The organism is Rhizobium acaciae (assembly GCF_025941625.1).
Classification (GTDB): Bacteria; Pseudomonadota; Alphaproteobacteria; order Rhizobiales; family Rhizobiaceae; genus Rhizobium; species Rhizobium acaciae.
This window is the reverse complement of sequence record NZ_JAPCZO010000001.1, coordinates 250,459-276,606: the sequence shown is the minus strand read 5'-3', so window position 1 is coordinate 276,606 and position 26,148 is coordinate 250,459. Positions and strand designations below refer to the sequence as shown.

At 60.6% G+C, this 26,148-nt stretch carries 30 protein-coding genes; 12 read left to right on the top strand and 18 right to left on the bottom strand.

What is annotated here, in order from left to right; translation table 11 throughout:
• Window positions 1-41: 41 nt before the first annotated feature.
• Window positions 42-1,130: an ABC transporter ATP-binding protein gene (locus OLZ32_RS01450; protein WP_264395363.1), complete on the top strand. Its 1,089-nt coding sequence runs from the start codon at window positions 42-44 to the stop codon at window positions 1,128-1,130.
• Window positions 1,131-1,409: 279 nt separating this feature from the next.
• Here OLZ32_RS01450 and OLZ32_RS01445 read toward each other — a convergent pair whose 3' ends face one another.
• On the bottom strand, window positions 1,410-3,599 hold the full coding sequence (locus OLZ32_RS01445; RefSeq protein WP_264395362.1) for an OmpA family protein: 2,190 nt from the start codon (window positions 3,597-3,599) through the stop codon (window positions 1,410-1,412).
• 330 nt (window positions 3,600-3,929) lie between these two features.
• Between OLZ32_RS01445 and OLZ32_RS01440 the strand changes: the two genes are divergently transcribed.
• The 4 genes from OLZ32_RS01440 (at window position 3,930) to OLZ32_RS01425 (ending at window position 6,939) form a co-directional block, all read left to right on the top strand.
• Window positions 3,930-4,703, top strand: a complete 774-nt coding sequence (locus OLZ32_RS01440) for a transporter substrate-binding domain-containing protein (RefSeq protein ID WP_011652285.1) — start codon at window positions 3,930-3,932, stop codon at window positions 4,701-4,703.
• A gap of 113 nt (window positions 4,704-4,816) precedes the next feature.
• Complete coding sequence (locus OLZ32_RS01435) at window positions 4,817-5,623, top strand: ABC transporter permease (protein ID WP_003540341.1); 807 nt, start codon at window positions 4,817-4,819, stop codon at window positions 5,621-5,623.
• Window positions 5,620-6,450, top strand: a complete 831-nt coding sequence (locus OLZ32_RS01430; RefSeq protein WP_003540342.1) for an ABC transporter permease — start codon at window positions 5,620-5,622, stop codon at window positions 6,448-6,450. Before OLZ32_RS01435 ends, OLZ32_RS01430 begins: the two co-directional genes overlap by 4 nt.
• A 222-nt stretch (window positions 6,451-6,672) precedes the next feature.
• Window positions 6,673-6,939, top strand: coding sequence for an usg protein (locus OLZ32_RS01425; protein ID WP_003540344.1), 267 nt, complete (start codon window positions 6,673-6,675; stop codon window positions 6,937-6,939).
• Between the two features lie 60 nt (window positions 6,940-6,999).
• Here OLZ32_RS01425 and OLZ32_RS01420 read toward each other — a convergent pair whose 3' ends face one another.
• A complete protein-coding gene (locus tag OLZ32_RS01420; RefSeq protein ID WP_264395361.1) occupies window positions 7,000-7,725 on the bottom strand; it encodes a DUF2270 domain-containing protein in 726 nt (241 codons plus the stop codon).
• A gap of 114 nt (window positions 7,726-7,839) precedes the next feature.
• Between OLZ32_RS01420 and OLZ32_RS01415 the strand changes: the two genes are divergently transcribed.
• From OLZ32_RS01415 to OLZ32_RS01400, 4 genes are all read left to right on the top strand, one after another.
• Window positions 7,840-8,658 carry a class I SAM-dependent DNA methyltransferase gene (locus OLZ32_RS01415; protein WP_264395360.1) on the top strand — a complete coding sequence of 273 codons (819 nt, stop codon included), beginning with the start codon at window positions 7,840-7,842 and terminating at the stop codon, window positions 8,656-8,658.
• 128 nt (window positions 8,659-8,786) lie between these two features.
• Complete coding sequence (locus OLZ32_RS01410) at window positions 8,787-9,473, top strand: glutathione S-transferase family protein (protein WP_003540351.1); 687 nt, start codon at window positions 8,787-8,789, stop codon at window positions 9,471-9,473.
• The gene (locus tag OLZ32_RS01405; protein ID WP_017988553.1) at window positions 9,470-9,811 is read left to right on the top strand and encodes an ArsR/SmtB family transcription factor; all 342 of its coding nucleotides are present in this window, start codon (window positions 9,470-9,472) and stop codon (window positions 9,809-9,811) included. Before OLZ32_RS01410 ends, OLZ32_RS01405 begins: the two co-directional genes overlap by 4 nt.
• Window positions 9,808-10,284 (top strand): SRPBCC family protein, encoded by a 477-nt coding sequence (locus OLZ32_RS01400; RefSeq protein ID WP_264395359.1) that lies wholly within the window; start codon window positions 9,808-9,810, stop codon window positions 10,282-10,284. The genes OLZ32_RS01405 and OLZ32_RS01400 overlap by 4 nt, the downstream gene beginning before the upstream one ends.
• A gap of 78 nt (window positions 10,285-10,362) precedes the next feature.
• Here the strand turns inward: OLZ32_RS01400 and OLZ32_RS01395 are convergent, their stop codons facing one another.
• From OLZ32_RS01395 to OLZ32_RS01350, 10 genes are all read right to left on the bottom strand, one after another.
• Window positions 10,363-10,830, bottom strand: a complete 468-nt coding sequence (locus OLZ32_RS01395; protein WP_017988555.1) for a DUF1801 domain-containing protein — start codon at window positions 10,828-10,830, stop codon at window positions 10,363-10,365.
• 101 nt (window positions 10,831-10,931) lie between these two features.
• The gene (locus tag OLZ32_RS01390) at window positions 10,932-11,402 is read right to left on the bottom strand and encodes a DUF1801 domain-containing protein (RefSeq protein ID WP_264395358.1); all 471 of its coding nucleotides are present in this window, start codon (window positions 11,400-11,402) and stop codon (window positions 10,932-10,934) included.
• An 11-nt stretch (window positions 11,403-11,413) separates the two neighbouring features.
• Entirely contained in the window at window positions 11,414-11,635 is a 222-nt protein-coding gene (locus OLZ32_RS01385; RefSeq protein WP_003560044.1) for a hypothetical protein, read from the bottom strand.
• A 57-nt stretch (window positions 11,636-11,692) separates the two neighbouring features.
• Window positions 11,693-12,103, bottom strand: coding sequence for an SRPBCC family protein (locus OLZ32_RS01380; protein WP_264395357.1), 411 nt, complete (start codon window positions 12,101-12,103; stop codon window positions 11,693-11,695).
• The gene (locus OLZ32_RS01375; protein ID WP_264419516.1) at window positions 12,100-12,423 is read right to left on the bottom strand and encodes an ArsR/SmtB family transcription factor; all 324 of its coding nucleotides are present in this window, start codon (window positions 12,421-12,423) and stop codon (window positions 12,100-12,102) included. The genes OLZ32_RS01380 and OLZ32_RS01375 overlap by 4 nt, the downstream gene beginning before the upstream one ends.
• A 248-nt stretch (window positions 12,424-12,671) precedes the next feature.
• On the bottom strand, window positions 12,672-13,499 hold the full coding sequence (locus OLZ32_RS01370; RefSeq protein WP_264395356.1) for an ATP-binding cassette domain-containing protein: 828 nt from the start codon (window positions 13,497-13,499) through the stop codon (window positions 12,672-12,674).
• Between the two features lie 10 nt (window positions 13,500-13,509).
• The gene (ssuC, locus tag OLZ32_RS01365; RefSeq protein ID WP_017988560.1) at window positions 13,510-14,346 is read right to left on the bottom strand and encodes an aliphatic sulfonate ABC transporter permease SsuC; all 837 of its coding nucleotides are present in this window, start codon (window positions 14,344-14,346) and stop codon (window positions 13,510-13,512) included.
• A gap of 78 nt (window positions 14,347-14,424) precedes the next feature.
• Window positions 14,425-15,615 (bottom strand): FMNH2-dependent alkanesulfonate monooxygenase, encoded by a 1,191-nt coding sequence (gene ssuD, locus OLZ32_RS01360; RefSeq protein WP_017988561.1) that lies wholly within the window; start codon window positions 15,613-15,615, stop codon window positions 14,425-14,427.
• A 363-nt stretch (window positions 15,616-15,978) separates the two neighbouring features.
• Window positions 15,979-16,944 carry an aliphatic sulfonate ABC transporter substrate-binding protein gene (locus tag OLZ32_RS01355; RefSeq protein ID WP_264395355.1) on the bottom strand — a complete coding sequence of 322 codons (966 nt, stop codon included), beginning with the start codon at window positions 16,942-16,944 and terminating at the stop codon, window positions 15,979-15,981.
• A gap of 199 nt (window positions 16,945-17,143) precedes the next feature.
• A complete protein-coding gene (locus tag OLZ32_RS01350) occupies window positions 17,144-17,512 on the bottom strand; it encodes a hypothetical protein (protein ID WP_017988563.1) in 369 nt (122 codons plus the stop codon).
• 165 nt (window positions 17,513-17,677) lie between these two features.
• On the opposite strand from OLZ32_RS01350, the gene OLZ32_RS01345 reads away from it, so the two are divergent.
• Together OLZ32_RS01345 and OLZ32_RS01340 are read left to right on the top strand one after the other, a co-directional pair.
• On the top strand, window positions 17,678-18,547 hold the full coding sequence (locus OLZ32_RS01345; protein ID WP_264395354.1) for an NAD(P)-dependent oxidoreductase: 870 nt from the start codon (window positions 17,678-17,680) through the stop codon (window positions 18,545-18,547).
• On the top strand, window positions 18,544-19,227 hold the full coding sequence (locus OLZ32_RS01340) for a DNA alkylation repair protein (RefSeq protein ID WP_264395353.1): 684 nt from the start codon (window positions 18,544-18,546) through the stop codon (window positions 19,225-19,227). Before OLZ32_RS01345 ends, OLZ32_RS01340 begins: the two co-directional genes overlap by 4 nt.
• 27 nt (window positions 19,228-19,254) lie before the next feature.
• Here OLZ32_RS01340 and OLZ32_RS01335 read toward each other — a convergent pair whose 3' ends face one another.
• The 5 genes from OLZ32_RS01335 to OLZ32_RS01315 all read right to left on the bottom strand — a co-directional run bounded on the left by OLZ32_RS01335 (window position 19,255) and on the right by OLZ32_RS01315 (window position 24,072).
• The gene (locus tag OLZ32_RS01335; RefSeq protein ID WP_264395352.1) at window positions 19,255-20,151 is read right to left on the bottom strand and encodes a LysR substrate-binding domain-containing protein; all 897 of its coding nucleotides are present in this window, start codon (window positions 20,149-20,151) and stop codon (window positions 19,255-19,257) included.
• Between the two features lie 446 nt (window positions 20,152-20,597).
• Window positions 20,598-21,626: a porin gene (locus OLZ32_RS01330; protein WP_003540385.1), complete on the bottom strand. Its 1,029-nt coding sequence runs from the start codon at window positions 21,624-21,626 to the stop codon at window positions 20,598-20,600.
• A 693-nt stretch (window positions 21,627-22,319) separates the two neighbouring features.
• Window positions 22,320-22,808: an Lrp/AsnC family transcriptional regulator gene (locus OLZ32_RS01325; protein WP_003540387.1), complete on the bottom strand. Its 489-nt coding sequence runs from the start codon at window positions 22,806-22,808 to the stop codon at window positions 22,320-22,322.
• 69 nt (window positions 22,809-22,877) lie between these two features.
• Complete coding sequence (locus OLZ32_RS01320) at window positions 22,878-23,510, bottom strand: uracil-DNA glycosylase family protein (protein WP_264395351.1); 633 nt, start codon at window positions 23,508-23,510, stop codon at window positions 22,878-22,880.
• A 4-nt stretch (window positions 23,511-23,514) separates the two neighbouring features.
• Complete coding sequence (locus tag OLZ32_RS01315) at window positions 23,515-24,072, bottom strand: thermonuclease family protein (RefSeq protein WP_264395350.1); 558 nt, start codon at window positions 24,070-24,072, stop codon at window positions 23,515-23,517.
• 106 nt (window positions 24,073-24,178) lie between these two features.
• On the opposite strand from OLZ32_RS01315, the gene OLZ32_RS01310 reads away from it, so the two are divergent.
• Window positions 24,179-25,714 carry a sensor histidine kinase gene (locus OLZ32_RS01310; protein ID WP_264395760.1) on the top strand — a complete coding sequence of 512 codons (1,536 nt, stop codon included), beginning with the start codon at window positions 24,179-24,181 and terminating at the stop codon, window positions 25,712-25,714.
• 1 nt (window position 25,715) lies between these two features.
• Here OLZ32_RS01310 and OLZ32_RS01305 read toward each other — a convergent pair whose 3' ends face one another.
• Window positions 25,716-26,099: a diacylglycerol kinase gene (locus OLZ32_RS01305; RefSeq protein WP_264395349.1), complete on the bottom strand. Its 384-nt coding sequence runs from the start codon at window positions 26,097-26,099 to the stop codon at window positions 25,716-25,718.
• Window positions 26,100-26,148 lie beyond the last annotated feature (49 nt).

The window sequence follows — 26,148 nt, the reverse complement described above, 5'->3', positions numbered from 1 at the left end:
CGCTGGGCCAGGCGATGGAATTCTCATGAAAAGGTTACAGCATGTCCCAGGTGCGTTTGGATCAGGTCACCAAATCCTTTGGTAGCGTTGAGGTCATTCCTCCGCTCGATTTGGCAATTGCCGACAAGGAATTCGTGGTTCTTGTCGGGCCTTCCGGCTGCGGGAAGACAACCACCCTGCGGATGATCGCGGGGCTGGAACAGACGACGTCAGGGGAAATCCGTATCGGCGAGCGGGACGTTACTGCGCTGCGCCCGGGTCTGCGCAATTGCTCGATGGTGTTTCAGAATTACGCGCTCTATCCGCATATGACAGTCGCCGAAAACATCGGCTACGGCATGAAGGTGCGCGGAACGCCGAAGCAGGACATCGACGCCGCCGTTGCAAATGCGGCGCGCATTCTCAATCTCGGTGACTATTTGAAACGCAAGCCGAACGCGCTCTCAGGTGGCCAACGCCAACGTGTGGCGATTGGCCGAGCGATCGTTCGCCAGCCGGATGTGTTCCTGTTCGACGAACCACTGTCCAACCTCGACGCTAAATTGCGCATTGAAATGCGGACAGAAATCAAGCTCCTACACCGCAGGCTCAAAACCACGATCGTGTACGTTACACATGATCAGGTAGAGGCGATGACGATGGCAGATCGGGTCGTGGTTATGAATCAAGGGCGGATCGAACAGGCCGCTGATCCGATCACCCTTTACGAATCTCCGAAGAACCTCTTCGTTGCTGCCTTCATCGGCTCGCCAAGCATGAACTTCATCGAGGGGCAACTTGTGCAAAACGCCGGTGGAATTGCCTTCCAAACCGAAGGTGGGGTCGACATTCCGATTCCCACACAAAGAGCCGAGAGCCTTTCGGCGGCAGTGGGACAGTCAGTGGTTCTCGGGATCCGTCCGGAACATACTATGGTTGGGGATTCCAACGTTTCAACTGTGAGCCTTCATGTCGCCGATATCGAGCCCCTCGGTCCATATACACTGGCGATCGGCAAGGTCGGGTCAGCGGCCTTTACGGCCCAGATCCACGCGTCATCGCGCGTTGGCCCGGATGATAGGATTAGCGTTCCAATTGATACTCAAAAAATGCATTTTTTCCTTAAAAGTACCGGAGACACGGTGGGCTAGAAAGCACTGTGAACTTCTACGGAAATCCCCCAAAAGGACATTCGGACATCGCGATCTGCGCCGTATGAATTCAAAGATACGGGGCGTCGGCAGTCCCGCATAGCCGCTAAAGGGCGTCGCAATGCCTCCGATGATCGACGACAATCCGCTCTGCTGCCGGCACCATCCCGCTGGGGAGACGAAGGAGCGAGCCACCCGTCTCAATCACCCTTCAAGCCAGTTGGAAAGAAGAAGCAAGACCGAGATGCCCCTCCCCGGAAATGGGGAGGGGCAACATCATTACCTGTTGGCAGCGACCGGGCGGACCAGTGCCGTGACGCGGCGGATGGTGACGCGGCGGTTTTCCTGCTCAGGAGCCGACGTGTTGACCTTCAGGTAGTTCTCGCCATAGCCCTGCGTCGCCAAGTTCTCCGGCGCGATGCCGTAGACGTCGGAGAGCACGTTGGCGACCGATTCCGCCCGCTGGTCGGAGAGGATCAGGTTGCTCTGGTCTGAGCCGACAGCATCCGTATGCCCCTCGATCAGGAAGGTTTCGCTCGGATCCTTCTCGAGCACCTGGCTGATCGCGTCGGCGACCTTGCGCAACGTGCGCGCCTGGGTCATCGGGATCTCGGCGCTGCCGGTCGCGAAAGTGATCGTGTCAAGGTCGATGCGGCGCACCTTGTCGCGGATGCGGGCCGAATACTTCACCTCGTCGAGCGAATAGACACGTTCCACAGGCTCAACGGGCGGCTCGCTCAGGAACTCGTAATAGTCCCGGTTCGGGTCGCTGCGGGTGTCGATGATGTAGTCGCTGAGCGGCACGCGCAGCCGCATCGGCGGCAGGTCGGCGCCCGGATCCTCGAAATAGTCGCGGTCCGGATCGTCATAGAGGTCCTGCGAATAATAGAGCACGTCCTCGCGTCCGCGGGCATCGACGCGCGACCGCTGGATGATGTCGCCGTAGCGGTTGCGGATCGTCACGATACGATAGCCTTCCGGCCGCGTGATCGTCTCGCGGTACCGGTCGCCGGAGAGCTCTTCGTAGCTCGGTCGTTCGCCGTCGCGCAGGAAGCGCCTGTCGTCATCGCCGCGCACGATCGTTCGGTTATCGTACTGGATGATCACACGGCTGTCGTCGCCGCGGTCGTCGAAGCGCGCGCCGTCAGGACGGACGAACCGCGGCCGCTCGTCTAGCTTCCTGCCCTTCTCGCGGGTCACCGCCTCGAGCTTGACCGGCGCCGGCGCTTTGGCGCCGCTCAAAGCCTGTGCGTCGGCATCCGAGGTCGGCACCTTCACCTCCTGGCTGTCGGCGCGCTGCCTGTCGCGATCACGGCGGCCTTCCCGGCCCTTGCTGCGGTCGGCATCCTTGTCACTGTCGAGCACGGCCGCACCGTTCTCCACCGGCAGCACAACGGTTTCGTTGCTCTTGGCCGGATCTGCGGCGATCTTCTTGCGGCGCTCCAGCTCCTCGGGTGAAACCTTTTCCGGCGCCGGAATGGCCTGCTCCACCTGCTGGCCGCCGCTGGCATCCGGCAACGGCTGGGCAGTGTCAGTCGCGGGCGCGGTCGGCTGTGCGCCGGCGGGCTGTTCACCGGCAGGCTTTGCCGCCGTGCCATCCTTGGGCTTTTCGGCGGGTGCGGCTTCGGGTGCTGCCGCCTTGTCCTCGGTCGCCTTGCCTTCGGTTGCCTTGTCTGTGGGTGCCTTGTCTGCGGGGGCTGCAGTCTCGCCCTTTGTCGGCTTTTTCTCGGCCGGCGCCTCGGCGGCGGGTTTTGCCTCAGGCGTGGCTTCGGGCTTGGCCGTTTCCGCAGTCGGCGTCACGGCGTCGGGACCGGCAGGCTGAGCTTCTTTCTCAGCCTTGCCCTTGCCTTTATCCCGGCTCTGGGCCTTGTCTTGTCCTTTATCCCGTTTGCCGCCTTCCGGCTTGGCTTCGGGCTGTGCCTGCTCGGCTTCCGGCTGAGCTTCCTTTGCTGCCGGCTGCTGTTCGGGCTCGGCCTGCTGGGCTTCAGTCTTCTTCGGCTTCTTCGGCTTTTCCTGGGTTACCGGCTGCTCGGCCTCCGGCTTTGCCTCGGGCTGGGCTTCCGACTTGGCTTTCCGCGCCGGCTTGCTTTCCGGCTGCGGAGCAGGCTCCTCTTTCGGCGCCGCTTCGGCCTTGGGCGGTACGGGCTCTGCCTTGGGTTCGGGCGCCGGAGCTTCCTTGCGCTCAGCCTTCGGCTTTTCCGCGGGCGCTTCCTGCTGCGCCGGCTTTTCGGCGGCCGGCGCCTTTTCGGCCGGGGCTTCCTCCTGCTGCTTGCGCTTCTTCTTCAGCAGTTCCTCCTCGGAAGGCGCATCCTGCGCCACCTCGAAGCTGCCTTGCTCGGCCTGCCGCACGGCCGATGCCTGCGTCGCGACGTCGCGCACGGCAGCCATCGCCGTTGCCGGCTGCAGAATCAGCGAGAAAGAAAGCAACGGAAAAGCCGCGCTCGCGAACAATCTTGATTTCATGCCCATCGGGTTTCCTCGATCCTGTTTGAGCTTCTTGAGGCCGCTAGGCCCTGGTTCCGCCCCTAGCTTCGCATTGAGGCGAAAGGACGGAATGGCAATTGCCGAGCCGCCGATTTGTTCCGGTTCTAGGAAGTCGGGGATTAACCTCGCGTGAATGTTGCAGTCTGCCGGCGTTCATCTCGCCTGCTATTTGCACCGCACAATTGCGATGGGATTTGTGTTGCAATTCCATGAAAAAAAGTCTGATTATCGCCGCAAGGCGGTCTCAGCACCGTTGAACTGCGGCCGTCAGCCCAACAGAAAAAGGAGCGACGGCTACCAACAGAGAGGATCCTCATGCTTAACTCTACCCGTATTTTCGCGGCAGCCTCAATCGCGGCGATGTCCCTCTTTGCCGGCTCGGCCATGGCCGACGGCGAGAAATATGTGATCGGCACCGATTCGACCTATCCGCCCTTCGAATTCGTCGATGCCAGCGGCACGATCCAGGGCTTCGATATCGACATCACCAAGGCGCTCTGCGCTGAAATGAAGGCCGAATGCTCCTTCGTCAGCACAGACTGGGACGGCATCATCCCGGCGCTCAACGCCAAGAAGTTCGACATGATCGTCTCCTCCATGTCGATCACGCCGGAGCGTCTGAAGCTCGTCGATTTCTCGAACAAGTACTACAACACCCCGCCAGCCATTGCCGTGCCGAAGGATTCGACGATATCAGACGTCGCCGGCCTCAAGGGCAAGGTGATCGGCGCGCAGACCTCCACGACGCACGCCAACTATGCCGAGAAGCATCTCGCCGACACCGAGCTGAAGCTCTATCCGACCGCTGACGAATACAAGCTCGACGTTGCCAGCGGCCGTGTCGACGCCGTCATCGACGACGTCGTCGTTCTCTCCGAATGGGTCAAGTCCGACGCCGGCGCCTGCTGCAAGATCCTGACGACCCTGCCGGTCGACAAGGAAATCAATGGCAACGGCGCAGGCATTGCCATCCGCAAGGGCGACCCGTTGAAGGAAAAGCTGAACACGGCGATCGCTGCGATCCGCGCCAGCGGTGAATACAAGAAGATCCAGGACAAGTACTTCGACTTCGACGTTTACGGCGAATAAGAAATTCGTTATCTCGCCGATGAAGGTAATGGCGGAAGGCTTGCTCTTCCGCCATTTTTGTTTGACAAAGATAGCAAGATTAAAACGGCAAAAGCCGTGAGGGGAATTCTCGCATGGGCGGATTATTTTCCGCGCTGGGCTCCTTCTGGAGCTGGATTGTGCACATTTTCGATCCGCTGTGCGGGCCCGTTGGCATCTTCACTTGGTTAGGTCAGTCAACGATCCTTGCCTGTGGCGATACCGGCTGGGGCGACGAGATTGCGCTTGGCCTGCAGGTCACCGTTTCGGTGGCGATCGTTACCCTGCCGATCGGCCTCGCCATCGGCTTTCTGGTGGCGCTTGGCCAGCAGTCGGAGGAAAAGCCGCTGCGGCTGGCTGCCGGCATCTACACGACGATCTTCCGCGGCCTGCCGGAGCTTTTGACGCTCTTCATCATCTATTACGGCATGCAGATGCTGATCCAGTCTCTGCTGACCTTCGTCGGTTATGACGGGCCGCCGATCGAGATCAACGCCTTCCTCGCCGGCGTCATCGCGCTTTCGGTCGTCTTCTCCGCCTACTGTTCGGAAGTGCTGCTCTCAGCGTTCCACGCCATTCCCAAAGGACAATATGAGGCGGGCGACGCGCTTGGGCTGCATCGCGGCCGCACGCTGCGCCTGATCATCCTGCCGCAACTCGTGCGCATCGCGCTGCCGGGCCTGACGAACCTCTGGATGGTGCTCCTGAAGGACACCTCCTACGTCTCGATCATCAGCCTTGCCGATATCCTGCGCCAGACAAGTGTTGCCGTTCGCGTGACCAAGGAACCCTTCTTCTTTTATGGTGTGGCCTGCTGTCTCTATCTGGTGCTTGCCATCCTCTCCTCCTTTCTGCTCGTCTATGTCGAGCGTTGGGCAAAGCGTTCGGAGGTCCGTCGATGAGCTACGCCGAAACGCTGATCCCGCCGCAGCCAGCACCCCGCGAGGTGATAAAGCCGATGACGCCGGCGCGCATGGCCGGCTATATTCTCGTCGCCATCTGGGCTGTGCTCGCGGCCCTTCTTGTCATTTCCGTCATCAATGGCTGGGATCCGGAAAAATTCATTCGCTACGGGCCGCGTTACCTCCATGGTCTCTGGATAACGCTGAGCCTCGTTTTCATTTCCGTTATCTGCGGCGCCATCCTGTCGTTGCCGCTTGCCATGGCGCGCATGTCAAACAATCGCGTGCTGAATGCGCTGGCCTACGGCTACATCTATTTCTTCCGCGGCACGCCCCTGCTTGCCCAGCTGTTCCTGGTCTATTACGGCCTCGGCGTATTCCGGCCGCAGCTTGAGGCCGTCGGCATCTGGTGGTTCTTCCGCGAAGCTTGGTATTGCGGCCTTTTTGCCATGACCATCAATACCGCGGCCTACCAGGCGGAAATCCTGCGCGGCGCGATCGAAAGCGTGCCGCACGGCCAGCGCGAGGCGGCCGCCGCACTTGGCATCCATAACAGCATCGCCTTCCGCAAGATCATCATGCCGCAGGCCTTCATCGTCGCACTTCGCCCTTACGGCAACGAGATCATCCTTCTGATCAAGGGTTCGGCGGTCGTTGCCATCATCACCGTGCTCGACCTGATGGGCGAAACCCGCTACGCCTTCTCCCGCACATTCGACTACCAGACCTATCTCTGGGCGGCGATCTTCTACCTCACCATCGTTGAGGCCTTGCGCCATCTCTGGGCCTGGTTCGAGCGCCGCCTGACCCGGCACCTCAAGCGCTGATGCGTGACGCCCAAAACTGTGTCGCGGCTTTGGGATTAACGGCATTCATCAAACAAAGGCCAGTTTGGCAGCACTCTCGGGACGATGCTGCCAAACCATTGATATTAAAAATAAATTGTCCTTTTACGAAGTATCTGCAAAGCTTCCGTTAACCACTCGCATGTTTCCATATCATATAGCGCTAATAAGCGCGCGAGTGGGAACAAGAAGAAGCGGAATACGATGCACAAGGACATGGAAAAACAATTGAAGGGCTATGGTCTGACGACCGCCCAGATCCTCTACCGTCTGCCGGACCACCCGGTGATCCTACAGACCTATGTCTGGCAGGATTACGACCTCGCCCCCGACTTTCCCGAAATGCGCGGCTTCCTGAAATTCTGGGAAGAGAAGCTGGACGGGCCACTGCATTCGGTACGCTACATCCACCGCAAGCTGATCTCGGCAACCGAGTGGCGGGCACTGAAAGGCGAGTTCATCCTGCACTGATCGGCTCTGGAGCATGATGCCGAAAAGTGTGAACGGCTCGGGCGATATGTTCTGACCGCGTCAGACATGCGCCTCGCCATGGCCGAATTCGCCTTCGTCGCGATCCGGGCGAAGCGCGAAACCGAGCATGCCGAAATAGAAGGCGACGACGACGGCAATGACCGCAAGGCCGGGAACCGGCCCGAGCACTGCATTGTCGATGACATAGGCCCATGACTGCGCCTGCAGCGCCGGCATGCCCTCCGCCTGCAGCTTCGGCGTCGAGATCTTCAGGCACCAGGCGAGCAACAGGATGAAATACATCCAGCCGTAATTGCGTTTGAGCCGGCGGTGCATCGCCTCTTGATAGCTGAGCAGGAAGCGCGGCTTGCGCAGGCTGCTGGCGACCACCACCGCCCATTCGTTGCCGGAATTGGCGTCGGGCGCCAGGATTTGCGCGAAATAGCAGCGCTCGATCTGGCGAATGCGGGCGCGATAGATATCGAAGAAGCGGTAGCGCCGCGCCTCGATCATCAAAAGCAGCGTCACCAGCATCATCCCGAACAACAGCACCCCGTGATGCGAGGTCGGCGTCGACAGCGACACCGAGAGGAGTGCGGCGACCACGGTGATTGCCCAGTTGGACGTCCGGTCGATGCGGTCGCGCCAGCTCGTCATCCGCCCGAGTTCACCGCGGTAATAATGGCTGAGCGTGTTGGTGACCTCGTTTGGTGTCGTAGGTAGCAGGAATGCCCGGCCGGCCTCTCCTTCCCTCGCCGATGATGTCCTCTCTGGCTCCGTTTTCATGACCGTTCCTCCCTTGGTCTTCTTTTCGGCCATTCTGCGCCCGCAATCGCGCCATTGCAAAACATCGAAAGCCGCCTTAGACGCATGCCTGAAACAAAAGGACGATGGACTGCGATGGCAAAGAAGATCGACGAAGAAGCTCTTGGCGAGGCCTATAACCGCGCGCTGGCGCTGGAAAAAGCCGGCGATGTCGATGCCGCCGTTGCAGCCTATGAGGAAGTCCTGGCGATCGACCCCGACGATCACGGCGGTGCGGCCGTGCGCATTGCCGCGATGGGCCGCGGCGAAACGCCGGTCAAGGCGCCCGACGCCTATGTCCAGACCTTGTTCGACCAGCATGCCGAGGTTTTCGAGGACGTGCTCGTCGAGCAGCTCGGCTATCACGTGCCGATGCTGGTGCGCCAACGCCTGCAGGCGTTGAAGCTCGGACCATTCAAGCGGCTGCTCGACCTCGGCTGCGGCACGGGCCTGACCGGCGGCGCGCTGCGCGACCTCTGCGCTGATATGACCGGCATCGACATATCGGAGAAGATGGTCGAGATCGCCCATGAGAAGGATCTCTACGAGACGCTCTTCGTCGCCGAGGTCGAGGATTTCCTCGACGACAACGACGAGGAAGCCTTCGACATCATCGCCGCCGCCGACGTGCTGCCCTATCTCGGCGCGCTCGAACCGCTGTTCTTCGGCGCCGCCGAGAACCTGACGCCGGGCGGCCTGTTCATTTTCTCCTCGGAAACCCTGCCCGAGGAAATACTCGCCGGCCGCGCCTACATGGTCGGCCCGCACCAACGCTTCGCTCATGCCGACGCCTATGTGAGAGAACGCCTGACGGCCACGGGTTTCGAACTCGTCGAGATATCGGATATCAACGTGCGCATGGAAGACGGCCAGCCGACACCAGGCCATCTGGTGATTGCCCGGTATAATGGCTGACGCCGACACCTGATAGATCGCCTGACGGAATACTTGCGCGATTGGCGAAGTATCTGTTGCGTGATGCGTCACGGCCTGATAGTTAGTCGATCGGTAAAGTTTACCGCAACGATAGGAAAGGTCGCCGCATGTCGCTCGTGCTTTATGGGCATCCGCTCGCCTCCTTCTGCCACAAAGTGCTGATCGCGCTTTATGAAAACGGCACTCCCTTCGAGAATCGCATCGTCGATCTTTCCGACGAAAGCTCGCGCGCCGATCTCTTTCGCTTCTGGCCGATCGGCAAGATGCCGCTGCTGCGGGACGAGGCGCGTGACAGCACCATTCCCGAGACATCGATCATCATCGAATATCTCGAGCAATATTATCCCGGCCCCGTTCGCCTGCTGCCGCCGGAGATCGACCGGGCGCTGCAGGTTCGCCTCTGGGACCGCTTTTTCGACCACTATGTCCAGGCGCCGATGCAGACCATCGTCAGCAATCGCCGACGCCCCGAGGGCACGGCGGACGAGGTCGAGGTGGTCGCCGCGAAGGCGACGCTCGCGACTGCCTATGCGATGATCGAAAAGCAGCTCGCCGATAAGCAATGGATATCAGGTGACGGCTTCACCATGGCCGATTGCGCCGCCGCCCCCGCGCTTTTCTATGCCGAGACGCTGATCCCCTTCACTCCGGAACAGCCGAACCTTCGCGCATATTACAATCGGCTGCTGGCGCGCCCGTCCTTTGCAAGGGCGTTGGAAGAGGCCCGCCCCTACTTCAAGTTCTACCCCTACAAAGAGAGGCTGCCGGCCCGCTTCCGGGATGCGGCGGGATGATCGAAAGCCAGGCGAATCTCGACCGTATGTTCCATGCGCTTTCCGATCGCAGCCGCCGCGGCATGATCGATCGCCTTGGCCGCGGCCCGGCCTCCGTCACCGAGCTGGCCGCGCCGCTCGCGGTTGCCCTGCCGACAGTGATGAAACATCTGCAGGTACTGGAGGAAAGCGGCCTCGTTTTCTCCGAAAAATCCGGCCGGGTGCGAACCTACCGCTTGCAGCAGGACGCGCTTGCCGCCGTCGAGCGCTGGGTGGAACAGCGGAGGATCCAATGGACGACCACCTTCGACCGGCTGGACCACTTTCTCGCCAATGAAACGGAGACCCTTCCCGAATGACGACACGATCCGCCGAACACGCCACTCTCGTCATCGAGCGTCACCTGAAGGCGCCAGTCGCCCGCGTCTTCCGCGCCTGGTCGGTGCCGGAGGCCAAACGCCAATGGTTTGCCTGCCACGGTGACTGGGTGCCGCTGGACTACCGGCTCGATTTCCGCTCCGGCGGCACGGAAAGGAACCACGTCGCCGATACTGACGGCCTTCTGCACGCCTACGACGCCCATTACATCGATATCGTGCCCGATACCCGCATCATTTATGCCTATGAGATGAAGCTCGGTGAAAGCCGCATCTCCGCCTCGTTGACCACCGTCACCTTCGAAGCTGCACCCGGCGGCACCAAAATGGTCTTCACCGAACAGGTGGTCTTCCTCGACGGCTACGCCGATAACGGCGCCCGCCTCCAGGGCACCGAGATCGGCCTCGACAATCTGGAACTCTTCCTCGAGCGCGAGGAAAGCGCGATCCACTGATCGCATGTGGCGCAAAACTGAATCGCCTCGCATGAACCAAGTCTGACGCGACGCGTTTCAGGCGAAATAGGCCAAGCCTCAAACGCTGCTTGGTTTCTTCCGCGAGTCGGCAGGACGAGCGGCGGCCCGCTTTGAAGTGTTGAGTGCGACAGCACCGCGAATGAGCGCCGTCAACGCCTGCTCGTCGATCTCATCGCCCTCATGGAAATCGATGGCGCGCCTGGTATTGCCGTCAAGGCTGGAGTTGAAAAGGCCTGAAGGGTCCTCCAGCGAGGCGCCTTTGGCGAAGGTCAGTTTCACCACGCTTTTGTAGGTCTCGCCAGTGCAGATGATCCCGGCGCGCTCCCACACCGGAACGCCTCTCCACTTCCATTCCTCGACCACGTCGGGCTCGGCCTGCCTGATGAGAGTTCGGACCCGAGCGAGCGTCTTGCCGCGCCAGTCGCTCAACTCCTCGATTCTCGCATCGATCAAACGAGAAGGAGAGTCTCCGTCCTTCTCTTGGCTGGAACCGCTCTTTTTCATGGTTGCCGTGGCTTTCTTCATCGATATCTCCCCTCCATCCCTTAAGTGCTGATGGCCTAGAGCGCCGTGCGTCCTTTTGGACGCACAAAGGACGCTCTAACTCTTTCAATCCTCGCGTCCGTTCACATTCGTTCGCCGGGCAATTGGCTGGCCTGTTCCACCCAGGCGGCGAGCTGAGCCTCGTCGAGTTGGTCTTCTTCATGGATGTGGAAGTAACGCACTTCCTTTTGTTTGGACTCGCCGGGCGGGAGGGGGCTGAGCGACGTGCCGCGGAAGAAAGCGACCTTGATATATTTCGCGAAGCAATGGACACCGAGGAACCAGCCCTGTCCTTCGATGCCGTAGAGGGGCGAGTTCCATTTCACGGCCTTATACACCCCGGGCACCGTACGCGTGATGAGCGCGTCGAGACGGCGCCCGGCGTCGCTCTTCCAGCCGGGCATGGCGGCGATGTAGGCCTGCACGGGAGCGTCGCCGTAACCCTTGGCGATCTGGGGGTTGCCACCCGAGAGAAGGACCGGCTCCGCGGGTTCAGGCTTAGCGGCTGTCTTCTTCGTGAGCTTTGCTGCGGTCTTGGATGTCTTGCCGGACATTGCCTTCACTCCTACCCTCCGCTGCGTCCTGCGCCGCGCCACCTGGTGGCATATGGCAGCGCGAACAAGTAGAGACCGGTGAGCAGGAGCAAGGTCAGCGGCAGCAGCGCCATGAGGCCCACCCAGACCGACGATTTCTCCTGAACCATCGCGATGATATTAATTATGACGGCCAGCGTAAAGGCAATGGACAGCCAGCGGTGGATTTGCCGAAGCCAGTTATTCCAATTCAAGGAAACCTCCTGCGAAAACAAGCGAAGCGGATGGCGTAATCCGTTTTGACAGCGGTCTCACTCGATGCGCGCCAGCACCTGCTCCAGCTTGGCGAAGAACTGCCGCCAACCGCTTTTGGCGCCCCCGTAAGCCTGCCGCTGATCCGGCCGGAAGCCCGACTGCTCCATGCGCAGCTGCGTGCCCGCGCCCGTGGGCGTGAGAGTCCAGGTGACGACGCTCACGAGATCATAGGCAGCCCAGGTGTAAGACAGGGTTTTATTCGGCTCGACTTCCAGGACCTGGCAATCGACGGAGCCCCAATCCGCGCTCAGCTTAAAGCGGTGATCCACGACCGGCACGAAGTCGTTCTTCATCAGCCAGTCCGCGATCAGATGCGGCTGGGTGAGCGCGCGCCAGATCTTTTCCGGCGGAAAAGGGATCTCTCTTTCGACGACGACGGAACGGGTTTCTTTTGAAATTTCGGTCATTGGTCCATCCTTTTCAATAGATCTTCCAGCTGGTCGAACCGATTTTGCCAAAAGCCCGCCATGTCGCTTGTCCAGTCGACAAGCGGCGCCAGCGCACCGAGCTGGGCGCTATAGTGGGTCTGGCGACCTTCATGGCGGTCGCGCACCAATCCGGCCTGCTTCAGGATTCCGAGATGTTTCGAGACGACCGGTTGCGAGACCCCGGCCCGAGCCGTCAGAGCCCCGACCGTCTTCTCTCCTTCCCGGCACAGCCGTTCGAAAAGAGACCTCCGGGTGGGATCGGCGAGCGTTCTGAAGAGCACGTCCTGAGTGTCCGACATCTGCAATCCATACCTCGTTGGCTATGGATTGACGTATAGCCACGGAGGTATGAGTGAGTCAAGCTGGACGTAAAACAACTCGAGAAATAGTTATTGCTGCATCTAGTGCGTGTGGCAGCGCGCACTTGCCACAGGCGAGTAAATTTTACATACCCAAGCGGCTATACATTTTCGCCATTGGGCATGCATGCTCGCGCGGACACGCCTCGCCTATGCGAGGTCATGTAGCGTCGCGAATAGCCTTGGGATCAATGGCCGCCGTCGGTGCCGAGAATCGCGGCAAGCAGCCGGCCTTCCAGCTCGGCGAGGCCAGGTTGGCCGTGCCGGCGCGGACGCGGATAGGGAATGGGAAGATCGAGTGCGATCCGCCCCTCATCGAGCACGATGACCCGATCGGCGAGATGCACCGCCTCGCTGACATCATGGGTGACGAGCACGGCGGTGAAGCCGAGTTCGCGCCAGACACGGTTGATGAGTTCCTGCATGCTGATCCGCGTCAGCGCATCGAGTGCGCCGAGCGGTTCGTCGAGCGCCAGCACGCCGGGCCGGCTGACCAGCGCCCGCGCCAGCGCCACGCGCTGCCGCTGCCCGCCGGAAAGCCGCGCCGGCCATTCCCCGGTCTTTTCGCCAAGCTGGACTTCGGCAAGCACGGCCTCGGCCGCCTTCGCCGCCGCCCGGCTGTCAACGCCGTCGCCGAGCCCGACGACGACATTGTCTGCGACACTGAGCCAGGGCAGCAGCCGCGGCTCCTGAAAGACGATGCGCGCGTTCGGGCTCGCCTGCGCGCCGTCGGCATCCTCGAAATGCAGCTCGCCGGCGCTCGGTTCGTCGAGGCCCATCAGGATGCGCAGCAGCGTGCTCTTGCCGCAGCCGCTCTTGCCGATCACGGCAACGAACTGGCCGGCCGGAATATGCAGGTTGATGCCGCGCAGCACGCGGTTGCCCCCAAAACTCTTTTCAAGCCCCGTCAGGCTGATCGCCGCGGGCGCACTGCGGCCCACTGCCGGCGCGTTTTCGCGCGCATAAGCTGGCTCTTCGACGATGGCGTGAAAACGCTCATGTGCGATCGATGTCATGGCGTCTCTCCTATTTCTGATAGACCGGGTTCCAGGCGAGCAGCCGCCTCTCCAGCACCCGGGCGATGACATCGGCAAGCTTGCCGAGCACCGCATAGATGACGAGGGCGAGCACGACGACGTCAGTCATCATGAATTCGCGGGCATTGTTGGCCATGTGGCCGATGCCAGACGATGCCGCGATTGATTCCGATACGATCAGCGTCAGCCACATGATGCCGAGCGCATATCTGAGGCCGACGAAGATCGACGGCAGCGCACCTGGAAAGATCACCTTGCGAAAAAGCGTCCAGTTGCCCATGCCATAGACCTTGCCCATCTCGATCAGATCGCGATCGACATTGCGCACCCCGTGATAGGTGTTGAGATAAACCGGGAAGAGCACGCCGAGCGAGGTGAGAAACAGCTTCGATTCCTCGCCGATCCCGAACCACAGGATGACAAGCGGGATCATCGCCAGATGCGGAATGGTGCGCAGCATCTGCAGCGTCGTATCGGTCAGCTGTTCGGAGATGCGCGATACGCCATTGGCGATGCCGAGCAGGAAGCCGATCGAGCCGCCGACGAGAAGGCCGGCAAAGGCGCGGCCGGCGCTCACCAGCACGTCATTCGGCAACTGGCCGGAAACCATCGTCGACCAGAAGGCGAGGCCGACATCGGCCGGCGACGGCATGATGCGCGACGAGATCCAGCCGACAGAGGAGGCAAGCTGCCAGAACGCCACGATCGCCACCGGCACTAAGTAAGGCGTCAGCTTCTCCAGACCGGGCAACGGCAGGCGCAGACCCGCCTTCCCGGCCTTTTCAGAAGCGACCGATCGTACGAATGGAGTATCGAAAGTCGACATGCATTATCCTCGCGCTTATCGAAAGCAGGATGCCGCAAGCCTTGAACGGCTTGCGACGGTGTCGCGCTCTGTTCGAGCTCAGGAGCCGGAAACGACTTTCAGATTGCCGCCATGGCTGCCGCCTGCGAAGACCTGCTTGCGGCCGAACTCGTTGTTGAAGCCCAGGCGCTGCTGCTCGCGGGTGATGCCGAGTTCGGGGAAAAGCAGTTCGGCGACGCGATAGGCCTCTTCGAGATGCGGATAGCCGGAGCCGATCACCGTATCGATGCCGATCTCCTGATATTCGCGAAGGCGCGCGGCCACCGTCTTCGGCGAGCCAACCAGCGCCGTGCCCGCACCGGCACGCACCAAGCCGACGCCGGCCCAGAGGTTCGGCGAGACTTCGAGCTTGTCGCGCCGGCCGCCGTGAAGGGCGGCCATGCGCTTCTGGCCAACCGAGTCGGACTCCTGGACGAAGCGCTCCTGCGCCTCGCGGATCGTATCGTCATCGAGATGACGGATCAGCCGCTCGGCCGCCTCCCATGCTTCATCATCGGTTTCGCGCACGATGAAGTGCAGACGAATGCCGAAGCTCACCTCGCGACCGCGTTCGCCGGCAGCCTTGCGCACCTTGGTGATCTTCTCGGCAACCTGTGCCGGCGGCTCGCCCCAGGTCAGGTACTTGTCGACGCGTCCGACGGAGAAATCGATGCCGGCATCCGACGAGCCGCCGAAATAGAGCGGCGGGCGCGGGTTCTGCACCGAGGGAAAGCCGAGGCGCGCATTGGTCGCCTTGATGTATTTGCCGTCGAAGCTTGCCGTTCCCTCTTCCAGCAGTTCCTCGAACACGGTGAAGAACTCTTCTGCATGGGCGTAGCGCTCGTCATGCTCGAGATGGATGCCATCGCCGGCAAGCTCCGCCGGACTACCACCGACGACGATGTTGAGCAGCAGGCGGCCGTTGGAGATGCGGTCGAGCGTCGTCGCAAGACGCGCGTAATAGGCAGGCGATGCCGTGCCGGGACGGATCGCCACCAGAAACTGCAGCTTCTCGGTCTTGGCGGCAAGGGCCGCCGCCGTCACGAAGGATTCTTCGCAGGCAACCCCGGTTGGCAGCAACACGCCGGAATAGCCGAGCCGGTCGACGGCCTGGGCGATCTGCGTGAGATAGCCGATCTCGGGCGCGCGGTTGAGATCGGAGGAGCCGAGATAGGTGCCGTCGCCCGATGTCGGGATGAACCAGAGGAAGTTGATGGGCTCGGATGTACCAGTATTGGAGATGGTGGTCATTGGAAGACGGTCCTTTAGCTGCGGAATTCGAAAATCAACTCGCGTGGTCGAGATGGCTCTCTGTCTGCCTTGCATAGCGCCGCCGCCGCACAGATGCTTGGGAGGATCGTAGTGGCGGCGGAGGCGGCAAGAAGGCCGGCTGTCTGTCTATGCGCGAGCATCTGAAATATCCTTGTCGATCGGATGGCAGCAGGCAGATGCCTTTGGTTGTCCGCTCGATCGTAAGGATAGTGACATAGACCACCAATTAGATCGACTATATCAATTTGCTATTCTAATCCGTTTTGGAGAATATTTTTCCGGTTCAGCGGCATGGAAGCCCTCTCCATGCCGCTTCGCGGAAATCTTGGCCCGGCCGGAAAATCAGCTTGCCTTGGGACGCCAGACGATATCGCCGGTCGTAAGCTTCTTCGGCAGGATGCCGAGCCCGTGGAACTCGTCGGCGAGCGCCTGCTGATAGGCGGCGGCGGCATCGGTGATGGTCGAGACGCTGCCGAGATCGGCGCCCTTTCGCGTCAAGGTCACGCGCGTCACGTCAACCGGCACGCCGGTGATCTCGGAAAGCTCCTTCACCGTCTCGTCGAGATTGCTCTGGGCCGACGTGCCGACCTTGGCAAGCTCGTCGATCACATCGACGACCACCTGCCCGTTGGCATCGGTGAAATCGCGATTGGCGAGGAAGAAACTGTAGGAGTCGACGATGCCTTCGGCGGTCGTCAGGATACGTGTTTCCGGATCGGCTTCGGCAATCGCCAGATAGGGATCCCAGATCGACCAGGCGTCGATGCTGCCGTTCTTGAACGCGGCGGCGGCATCCGGCGGCGAAAGGTCGAGCTGCTCGACATCTTCGGGCTTCAAGCCCGCCTGGCGCAGAACCTTGACGGTTACGTTATGCGCGCTGGAGCCGCGCTTGAAGGCAGCCTTTTTGCCCTTGAGATCTTCAAGCGTCTTGATGGGCGAATCCTTGCGCACGAGGATGGCCGAGGCTGCCGGGCTGCCCTTGTAGAGACCGACATAATAGAGCTGCCCGCCGGCCGCCTGGGCAAAGAGCGGCGGCACATCGCCGGTCGCACCGAAATCGAGAGCGCCGGCACCCAGCGCTTCGAGAAGCGGTGGGCCGGAGGTGAATTCCGACCAGCTGACGGTAATGCCACGATCGGCAAGCCGCTTCTCGAGCGCGCCGCGCCGTTTGGCGAGCGCCAGCACGCCGTTCTTCTGCCAGCCGATACGGAATTCGCTGGCGGCAGCGCGTGCCGGCTTGACGGCCGGCAGGATTGCCGTGGCCGCAGCGGCTCCGAAAAGCCCGAGCGTTTGTCGACGTGAAATCATGACTATCCCCTTGTTGAACGGCGTCGGGCCCGTTTTCGGCTGGTCGACCCGTCAGTTACGAGCATCATGATGATGAAATCTATAATTTAGATCGACAATTTTATTTGCGACATTCGGCCTTTGCTGAAATTTTGCGGCCCGGAAATAGCCCTTAGACGGAATTTTTTCGCGCGTTCCTTATGCTGTCGATTATCCCACCTCACGCCCGACCTTCGGCAGTCAGACGCTCACGGATGAAGGTGGGGCCGCCGGCGAGACGTTTCGCAAGCAGACTGGCGGGATCGACTATGCGCCAATAAGGCGTGACCGTCGAAACCGGCTCGCCCTTCTCCAGCGCCCCAAAAGACAGCTCGGCGATCACCCGCAAATGCCGCTGCACGGTCACCGGACAACAGGCATCCGCCCCATATTGGGCGGCGAGACGGCGGCGGAGGACCCCAACCTCGGTGAGGACACCTTCTGGCGCCGATCGAATCTGCTCTGCGACCATCTGCTGCGATGGAATGAGCATCGCCTGCATTCCGCTGCGGCCTTTGCGCCGCGGCTTGATCGTCGGAATTTCGCTCATGTCACCCCCGGGAACATAATGCCCTCCCTCCAATCTAGGGCTCGGCCGAACCGTAGCCAGCCTCATATGCGTCAATCGGAAAGGAAGTCCGTCTTCACGGGGCTTTTCTGCTCCCGCTGTTTCGGTTAATCCTCGGGCCTGCACTTGAGGAAAAGGATAGGACATATGGCAAAAGTCGCGTTCATCGGTCTCGGCGTCATGGGTTTCCCTATGGCGGGGCATTTGAAGACGAAAGGCGGCCACGATGTCACCGTCTATAACCGCACGCCGGCAAAAGCCGCCGCCTGGGCCGAGAAATTTTCAGGCCACGCCGCCCCCACCCCGGCCGAGGCCGCCACTGGGGCCGATTTCGTCTTCGTCTGCGTCGGCAATGACGAAGATCTCCGCTCGGTGACATTGGGCGAAAACGGCGCCCTGCACGGCATGAAGCCCGGTTCGGTGCTGATCGACAACACCACAGCTAGCGCTGAAGTCGCCCGCGAACTTTACGCCGCGGCAAAGGAAAAAGGTGTCGATTTCATCGACGCTCCCGTCTCCGGCGGCCAGGCCGGCGCTGAAAACGGCGTCCTGACCGTCATGTGCGGCGGCGACGAAGCCGTCTTCGAACGCGCCAGACCTGTCATCGACGCCTATGCCCGCATGGTTGGTTTGATGGGACCGGCAGGCTCGGGCCAGTTGACCAAGATGGTCAACCAGATCTGCATCGCCGGCCTCGTCCAGGGACTTGCCGAAGCGCTGCATTTCGGCAAGCGCGCCGGCCTCGATATTGAAAAAGTCGTCGAGGTGATCTCGAAGGGTGCAGCCGGCTCCTGGCAGATGGAAAACCGCCACAAGACCATGAACGCGGGCAAATACGACTTCGGCTTCGCGGTCGACTGGATGCGCAAGGATCTCGGCATCGTGCTCACCGAAGCCCGCCGCAACGGCGCCAAGCTGCCGGTCACCGCCGTCGTCGACCAGTTCTATGGCGACGTGCAGGCGATGGGCGGCAATCGCTGGGACACATCCTCGCTGCTCGCCCGCCTGGAGAAATGATCGGCCCCTCGTCCGATGCGGCCGAATTGATCGCGCATCTCGAAACGCTGCGCTCGGAGGAGAATGTTGCCAGCATGGCGCGCTTCGGCATCGTAACCGATCGCGCCCTCGGTATCTCCAATCCCGATATCAAGGCGGTCGCCAGAGTGGCGAAGAAGGATCACCTCAGGGCAATGCAGCTCTGGCGAAGCGATATCCGCGAAGCCCGCCTGCTCGCCCTCTACACAGCCGAGCCGAAGCGGTTGACGACGGAGGAGGCCCAAAATTGGGCCGATGATTTCAACTCCTGGGAGATCGTCGATTGCGCCGCCGATCTCTTCGTCGAGGCCGGGCTGGACGAACTCATCTCAGACTTCGCCGCCGACGAGCGTGAATTTATCAGGCGCACAGCCTTCGCCATGATTGCCGGTGCTGCGATTCACTTGAAGAAGGAACCCGACGCGACCATTCTCGCTTGGCTGCCGCTGATCGAGACTCATTCCGGCGACCCTCGAAACTTCGTGCGCAAGGCGGTGAATTGGGCGCTGCGCAACATCGGCAAGCGCAATCTCGCCTGCCATGCGCCGGCACTGGCACTCGCACAGTCCCTGGCGAAAAGCCCTGATAAAACCGCCCGCTGGATCGGCAAGGATGCCGCTAGGGAACTGGCCGGCGAAAAGCTCTTGGCACGGTTGAGATAAGGCGGGATGCCGGCTCGAATAACTAAATCAATGCTGCCTGGACTTTTCGACCAGGAAATCGATCAGGACCCGCACCGCCGGCGGCATGCCCTTGGCCGTCGTGAAGACGATGTAGAACTGGCTCTCCTCGGACTGCCAGTCCGGCAGCACCCGCACCAGCTTGCCGGCCTGGAGATCGGCCTCGCAGGCACTTTCGAGCAGAAGCCCGAAGCCGAGGCCGGCACGGGCTGCGTCGAGGATGGCGGTCATACTGCGGCAGGTGAGCCGTGGCTGATGCCGAATCACCTGCTTGGCGTCATTCGGACCGACCAGTTCCCAAGTGTGGAACGACACCCATGACGTCATTGCCAGCGTCGGCAGCTCGGCGAGTTCGTCCACGCAATTCAAACTGCCGGTACGCTCGACAAGCGACGGACTTGCGACCAGGATACGCCGGATACGGTCGAGCTTGCGCATCGTCAGGCTCGTCTGCGTCTCCGGCTCGTTGGTCGCCCTCACCTCGAGGTCGATCCGTTCGTTGATGAGATCGGCGCGCCGGTCGGAGCCAATGATCTGCAGCTTGATCTTCGGATAACGTTCCAGGAATTCGGGCAGGATCCCCCCGACCGAGATGTCGACGAGACCGAGCGGGCAGCCCATCCGCACCACACCTTGCGGGTCGGATTGAGCCTCGCTGACGATCGATTTGGCACGATCGGCCTCCTGCAGGATGGTCTGGCATCTTTCGTAGAAAGCCTGGCCGATTTCAGTCACCCGGAAGTGACGGGTCGAGCGTTCTATGAGCCTCGCACCAAGCCCTTCCTCAAGCCGGCTGACCCGCCTGCTGAGTTTCGAACGTGGTATTTTGAGATCGCGACTTGCCGAAGCGAAACCGCCGCTGGAGACGACGGCGGCGAAATAATAGTAGTCGTTGAGATCGTCCATAAGAACAAGCTATCCGCGAGTAGGAATGAATGCCGGCCCCCAGCAAGGGTTGTATCCTCTCTCCCAAAAAGCTGTGATCACATTGTCGGCATTGGATTTTCTTTTCGCGACCTGTTGCGACAAAACAAACAGATGCCGAAGGGGAGAATGGACAAACAGCCGTCCGCACGACAATTCTATCGGTGGATCCAGCTCGTTGGAAAAATGGAAAAACAGGGTGCCTCTAGAACGAGGCTGGCGGGATGCTGAGTGTAATACACACCGCACCGGTTCAGCTCACCTGAAGGCATCGTGATTGACTGCCTTGAGACGGTACGCCGGAAACGCTGCAAGGACGGTCCGGCAGGGAAGACCGGACCCGTCCCCGTAGCTGATCGGAGGTCACTCGGATCAGAAACTGATTGTAGTGCTCCCGGTCCGAAGACCGGGAGCATCCACCAAGTGGATTAGAACGAACGCTGCAGGCGGAAGTAGCCCGAAGTGGAGTCGTCACCATCATCCGGATCGAGGTACTGAACCGAAGCCTTGGCGTAGAAGTTGTCGACGATCTGGTAATCAACCGTCAGACCGACCTTCCAAGCATCGCCGAGACCGTCGAAATCATCAGGAACGACAGTGCCGCCGCCGAAGTAGTTGCCGTAGTACTGAACGGCCGGGGTGATCTTGAGCTTGTCGGTTGCCTTGATAGCGTATTCGGCAGCAACAGCCCATTCAGCCGAGGAGTAGTACGAGTTCGGGCCAGTGGAGTATACGCCGGCGAGGCCGAGCGTACCGGGACCGATGTCAACGGTACCCATTGCACGGATAGCGCCGTCTTCGTTGTCGACGTCATAGCCACCGGTGATCTGGTAGCTGAACACACCGGCAGTGCCGCCAACGCCGAAGGCAACGCCAACGTTGTTAGCTTCTTCGCCAGCCTTGTAAACGCCATCTTCCAGTTCGTCGACGCTGAGGCCGGCGTAGAAGGTGCCGCTTTCATACTGATAGCGGATCGAGTTGTGCAGCGTTACGACCGAACCGATGTCGTCGGTTTCGCCAGAGAGACCATCGTCCCACCAGCTGTAGAACAGACCGGCGCGGAAGCCCGCGACGTCGAGGTAAGCGGAGTCGAGGATGGCATCCTGATCGGTGGCATTGTCAGCATTGAACTGCATGACGATGACGCCGGTCAGCGGACCATACTCGGTGTCGCTCTTGGCCGTGAACTGAACCTGACCGCGAGTTACTGCATCCCAATCAGAATCGTTGTCACCACCTGGCTGGTCGCCAACGTTGACCTGGAAACGGATGTAGCCTTCGATCTTGAGGCAGGTTTCGGTGCCCGGGATGTAGAAGTAGCCGGTGCCGTAAGCGTCGCAGACGCGAACATATTCAACCGGTTCCGGCTCGGCAGCAACGATAGCGTCAGCTGCAAGAACCGGCGTCGATGCAGCAAATGCTGCTGCTGATGCAAGCAAAACCATTCTGATGTTCATTTACCAATCCATTCCTTTGTCGATCGGGGCAGGCTTCAGATCGGGTAGTCGATTTGAAGCCGGCCCAGTTTGAACAGCCATCTCGGCGTGCGGATCGATCGAACCGCCAAACCGTCATCACATACAAGGCTCTATCAAGCAATTGTCGATGCACGCCAGATGGGTTCTCACCGGCTACTTTCCCCGGCAACGTGATTTTTATACAACAATTTCAAATATTTATAAAGAAAACACGCAAAGCGGCTCCGCGACGGAAATCCTCCATCGCAAGCCGCAAACGCTACACCCCATTGTCAAATTCTTCACCGTCCGACCCCCCGTCGAACATACTGGTGAAGCGCATAAACTCTACCGCCGGCTAACAAGCACAAACAAGGTGGCGGTTTAGAACATGGTGTCCTGAATTCGATACCAATGAGACAAAATTATGACATATCGCCCACTGGTTTCATCGACCATACCCCCGGAATCCTTACCAGGCTATTCATTTTTCCAGGAATTAGGGGCGATTTGAGCGTTTTTTCGCTATTTTTGAGGCTTTTTTGCAATCACCGACCGCACATGCCAGAACTCGATCTTGCCGAACCGGCATTCCCGCGTGCGGCCAGAGTGTCACACCGTTAGACTCACGTCTGGTCCCAGTCCTCGTTGGATTTTGCATGATCGCGTGCGGTCATGGCCGCACGCTTGGCCTCAATCCTCGTTGGACTTGGCATTGTCGAGAATCATGTAGTCGAGCGGCAGTTGCGTCGAATACTTGATCTGCTCCATCGCAAAGGCGGAGGAAACGTCGCGAATCTCGATCTTGGCGATCATCCGCTTATAAAAAGCGTCATAGGCGGCGATATCGGGCACGACGACTCGCAGGAGATAGTCGACATCGCCGCTCATCCGGTAGAATTCGACCACTTCGGGGAATTCGGCGACCACCTCGGAAAAGCGGCGCAGCCATTCGATCGAATGGGTGGCAGTGCGAATCGAAACGAAGACAGTGACCTTGGTGTTGACCTTCTCCGGATCGAGGATGGCGACTCGGCGCTTGATGACGCCGTCTTCTTCCATCTTCTGGATGCGCCGCCAGCATGGCGTCGTCGAGAGACCCACTTTCTTGGCGAGATCGGCAACGGCAAGCGTCGAATCTTCTTGCAGAAGACGCAGTATTTTTCGGTCGAGGCGATCCATGCGCACAACAGTCCTTTCGAATTATTTTCTTTGTATAACTCGATTCCGCGCAACGAAAAGAATTTTGTTTCAGGAAAGCAGCATTTTCGTCCATTCCTGCAAGACCGGGAGCAATTCTTTCGCGAACCAGGGATTGCGCTTCAGCCAGCCGCTATTGCGCCAGCTCGGATGCGGCAGCGGCAGCACCGCCGGCGATCGGTCGGACAGAAGACTGTCGCGCCACGCTCGCACCGTCTCGGTCATATTGTCCTGCCTTTCGCCGGCCAAATGCCAGGCCTGCGCATATTGGCCGATGACCAGCACCAGTTCGATCTGCGGCATGGCCGAGATCACTCTTTGCCGCCAGAATGGCGCGCATTCGCGCCGCGGCGGCAGATCCGCGCCCTTGTCGTCGTAGCCAGGAAAGCAGAAGCCCATCGGCACGATGGCGAATCGGTCGCGGTCGTAGAAGCTTGCCCTGTCAACGCCGAGCCATGATCGCAGCCGGTCGCCCGATGCATCGTCGAACGGCAGCCCGCTCTCATGCACCCGAAGCCCGGGCGCCTGCCCTGCGATCAGGATGCGCGCAATCGACGAGATCACAGCCACCGGCCGCGGCTCGTGCGGCAGCCGCTGTTCGAGGCCTTTCGCCGGCGTGTCACGACAGATCCGACAGCAGGCGATCTCACGCCGCAGCGTCTCCAGCATGGCTTCGTCGCTCATGGCTTTACTCCCATCCGACGATCTGCCCGATGAAGCGCAGAGCGCCATCGAAGCCGGAACTCTGGCGCGCATGATCGCGCACATCGCGCGGCCGCTCGAAAGTCCCGGCCCAGAGACCGGCCTTCTCAGCCTTCGCCTCGGCCTCCTCCTTGCCATAATCGCCATAGGAAATCGCCATGCCCCGGCGCACCATGGCGGCATTGATGTCGCCGCCTGCCCCGCTCCGGCAGACGACGAGCAGCCTGTCGTAGCGGTCGCGCCGGCTGCCCTGACAAAGCGTTCCCGATACCAGCACCATGTCCTGCAGCGCCCCGCGCGCCGCGCGCCCGCAGGCCCAGGCTTTCCCCGCCCGCTCGCAACTCTGGTTGAGTTCCGGCGCATCGATGCCTTCGAGGCGCAAACGTTCGTCTCCCAACACCAGGCTGTCGCCGTCGGCAGCATGGAAGGCGCCCGCATGCTCGATTTTTGCTGCATCGTTGAGTTTGGCGGCGATCAGCGCTACGAGCGCCAGCAGGGCAAAAGCAATCACGCCGTCGCGAATCAGGCGCAGGCCTCGTGTCACGCTTTTGCCTCCTTAAAAAACAAATCCTTGGCAAAGATGGCAAACATCTTCTTAAGAATTGCCGGTTAAGCTCTTATCCACCCTGGGATGAAGTTTCAACGTGCACATGAGTACCGGCGTAAGCACATCGACCGACAAGATCATCGTCGACAGGTCGCGCAGCCACCGCAACAAGGCCGTTTCCAAGGCCGTGCGGCAGACGCGTGAACGTCTTCAGTCCGGTCATGCGTCCAATTCCTCCTTCGATCGTGACGTGCTCGACATGTATGTGGCGTCGGTGCTGCAGGGAGCGACGATCATGCCGCTCTTCGTCGTCATCATCACCGCTCTTGGCGTCTATTTCACTGAAGATACGCAATTGATCTTCTGGGCGCTGCTGACACTCACCTGTCACGCCGGCAATATCCTGCTTGCAAGGCGCGCGCGCCGGCAGGAGATCACCTCCGAGAGCGCCCGCAAATGGCGCCGCCTGCTGCTCTCCGGCCAGTTCCTGATTGGCTGCTGCTGGGCCGTCTTCGCATTGCAGGGCTGCGACACCTGCGAGCCGTCGAGCTTCATTCTTTATAAGGGCGCCACGCTGCTGATCGCGCTCTCCGTCACGGCGATGTCGAACTTCATGCTGACGCCCGCCGTGCTCGCCGCCTTCTCGCCGGCGGTCCTGGCGCTTGCCGCCAAGAGCGGCCTGTCGCGCGACATCCTCGAAATCAGCCTGACGGGGCTCTTCACTACCACCCTCGTCTTCTTCAATTATATCAGCGACCGGCTCTTCAAGTCGAACCTCAGGATCCTTTCCTACCAATCGGAGAAGGACGACCTGATCGCCGAGCTGGAAGTGGCGAAATCGATGTCGGACGAGGCTCGCCGCCGCGCCGAAGAGGCAAACCTCGCCAAGTCGCGCTTCCTTGCCTCCATGTCGCACGAGCTCAGAACCCCGCTCAACGCCATCCTCGGCTTTTCCGAGGTGATGTCGGCCGAAGTCATGGGGCCGCTCGCCAATCCGACCTACAAGGAATATGCCGGCGATATCCACCGCTCCGGCCAGCATCTGCTCGATCTCATCAACGAGATCCTCGACCTGTCGCGCATCGAGGCCGGCAAATACGAGCTGAGCGAAGAGGCGATCTCGCTTCTCGATATCACCGAAGATTGCATCGGCATGGTCCAGCTGCGCGCCCGCGCCAAGAACATTGCCATTTCGGACCAGTTCGAGCGGCAGCTGCCGGCCATCTGGGCCGACGAAAAGTCGATGCGCCAGGTGGTGCTCAATCTTCTCTCCAATGCCGTCAAGTTCACGCCGCAGGGCGGCGAAATCCACGTCAAGGTCGGCTGGACAGCTGGCGGCGGCCAGTACATCTCGATCAAGGACAACGGCCCCGGCATTCCGGAAGAAGAGATTCCCGTCGTCCTGTCGGCCTTCGGCCAAGGCTCAATCGCCATCAAGAGCGCCGAACAGGGCACCGGCCTCGGCCTGCCCATCGTCCAGGCGATCCTTGCCAAGCATGACGGACAGTTCCTGCTGAAATCGAAGCTGCGCGAGGGCACCGAGGTCATCGCCATCCTGCCTGCCAAGCGCGTGCTCCAGAGCCTGCCGGCCGTCGAGGAGGCTCAGGCCGTCGCGCGCAAACGCAAGAGTTTTGCCTGATTCAACTAAAAAACAGATGCTTGCCGAAGATGAAGCCGAGATAGAGGCAGCAGGCGGTGATCATGCAGGTCACCGCGAAGGAGCCGAGATCCTTGGCGTGTTTGCCGACGATCGAAATCTCCGGCGAAATCCGGTCGATCACCTCTTCGACGGCGGTATTCATCGCCTCCATCGAAAAGAGCCCGAGAAACAGAAGCACTGCGACGACGATCTCGCCCGCAGTAGCGCCCACCAGCGCCAGCGCCGCGATCGAAACGACGAAGAAGCCGAGTTCCTGGCGGAAGGCCGCCTCTTTCAGCACCCGCAGGAAGCCCGCCCAGGAATAGCTGGCGGCGGCGATGAAATGCCGAAGTCCGGTCTCTTTCGTCACCGCAGACTTCGTCAAGATGCCTCTCCTCTTTCCGTTGCATCACAGACCGGGAGAGGCTTTGCCG

Excerpts from the sequence above, each read along its gene's own strand:
- OLZ32_RS01450 (WP_264395363.1), top strand. The coding sequence starts at position 42 with ATGTCCCAGGTGCGTTTGGATCAGGTCACCAAATCCTTTGGTAGCGTT.
- OLZ32_RS01445 (WP_264395362.1), bottom strand. The coding sequence starts at position 3,599 with ATGGGCATGAAATCAAGATTGTTCGCGAGCGCGGCTTTTCCGTTGCTT.
- OLZ32_RS01440 (WP_011652285.1), top strand. The coding sequence starts at position 3,930 with ATGCTTAACTCTACCCGTATTTTCGCGGCAGCCTCAATCGCGGCGATG.
- OLZ32_RS01435 (WP_003540341.1), top strand. The coding sequence starts at position 4,817 with ATGGGCGGATTATTTTCCGCGCTGGGCTCCTTCTGGAGCTGGATTGTG.
- OLZ32_RS01430 (WP_003540342.1), top strand. The coding sequence starts at position 5,620 with ATGAGCTACGCCGAAACGCTGATCCCGCCGCAGCCAGCACCCCGCGAG.
- OLZ32_RS01425 (WP_003540344.1), top strand. The coding sequence starts at position 6,673 with ATGCACAAGGACATGGAAAAACAATTGAAGGGCTATGGTCTGACGACC.
- OLZ32_RS01420 (WP_264395361.1), bottom strand. The coding sequence starts at position 7,725 with ATGAAAACGGAGCCAGAGAGGACATCATCGGCGAGGGAAGGAGAGGCC.
- OLZ32_RS01415 (WP_264395360.1), top strand. The coding sequence starts at position 7,840 with ATGGCAAAGAAGATCGACGAAGAAGCTCTTGGCGAGGCCTATAACCGC.
- OLZ32_RS01410 (WP_003540351.1), top strand. The coding sequence starts at position 8,787 with ATGTCGCTCGTGCTTTATGGGCATCCGCTCGCCTCCTTCTGCCACAAA.
- OLZ32_RS01405 (WP_017988553.1), top strand. The coding sequence starts at position 9,470 with ATGATCGAAAGCCAGGCGAATCTCGACCGTATGTTCCATGCGCTTTCC.
- OLZ32_RS01400 (WP_264395359.1), top strand. The coding sequence starts at position 9,808 with ATGACGACACGATCCGCCGAACACGCCACTCTCGTCATCGAGCGTCAC.
- OLZ32_RS01395 (WP_017988555.1), bottom strand. The coding sequence starts at position 10,830 with ATGAAGAAAGCCACGGCAACCATGAAAAAGAGCGGTTCCAGCCAAGAG.
- OLZ32_RS01390 (WP_264395358.1), bottom strand. The coding sequence starts at position 11,402 with ATGTCCGGCAAGACATCCAAGACCGCAGCAAAGCTCACGAAGAAGACA.
- OLZ32_RS01380 (WP_264395357.1), bottom strand. The coding sequence starts at position 12,103 with ATGACCGAAATTTCAAAAGAAACCCGTTCCGTCGTCGTCGAAAGAGAG.
- OLZ32_RS01375 (WP_264419516.1), bottom strand. The coding sequence starts at position 12,423 with ATGTCGGACACTCAGGACGTGCTCTTCAGAACGCTCGCCGATCCCACC.
- OLZ32_RS01370 (WP_264395356.1), bottom strand. The coding sequence starts at position 13,499 with ATGACATCGATCGCACATGAGCGTTTTCACGCCATCGTCGAAGAGCCA.
- ssuC (WP_017988560.1), bottom strand. The coding sequence starts at position 14,346 with ATGTCGACTTTCGATACTCCATTCGTACGATCGGTCGCTTCTGAAAAG.
- ssuD (WP_017988561.1), bottom strand. The coding sequence starts at position 15,615 with ATGACCACCATCTCCAATACTGGTACATCCGAGCCCATCAACTTCCTC.
- OLZ32_RS01355 (WP_264395355.1), bottom strand. The coding sequence starts at position 16,944 with ATGATTTCACGTCGACAAACGCTCGGGCTTTTCGGAGCCGCTGCGGCC.
- OLZ32_RS01350 (WP_017988563.1), bottom strand. The coding sequence starts at position 17,512 with ATGAGCGAAATTCCGACGATCAAGCCGCGGCGCAAAGGCCGCAGCGGA.
- OLZ32_RS01345 (WP_264395354.1), top strand. The coding sequence starts at position 17,678 with ATGGCAAAAGTCGCGTTCATCGGTCTCGGCGTCATGGGTTTCCCTATG.
- OLZ32_RS01340 (WP_264395353.1), top strand. The coding sequence starts at position 18,544 with ATGATCGGCCCCTCGTCCGATGCGGCCGAATTGATCGCGCATCTCGAA.
- OLZ32_RS01335 (WP_264395352.1), bottom strand. The coding sequence starts at position 20,151 with ATGGACGATCTCAACGACTACTATTATTTCGCCGCCGTCGTCTCCAGC.
- OLZ32_RS01330 (WP_003540385.1), bottom strand. The coding sequence starts at position 21,626 with ATGAACATCAGAATGGTTTTGCTTGCATCAGCAGCAGCATTTGCTGCA.
- OLZ32_RS01325 (WP_003540387.1), bottom strand. The coding sequence starts at position 22,808 with ATGGATCGCCTCGACCGAAAAATACTGCGTCTTCTGCAAGAAGATTCG.
- OLZ32_RS01320 (WP_264395351.1), bottom strand. The coding sequence starts at position 23,510 with ATGAGCGACGAAGCCATGCTGGAGACGCTGCGGCGTGAGATCGCCTGC.
- OLZ32_RS01310 (WP_264395760.1), top strand. The coding sequence starts at position 24,179 with ATGAGTACCGGCGTAAGCACATCGACCGACAAGATCATCGTCGACAGG.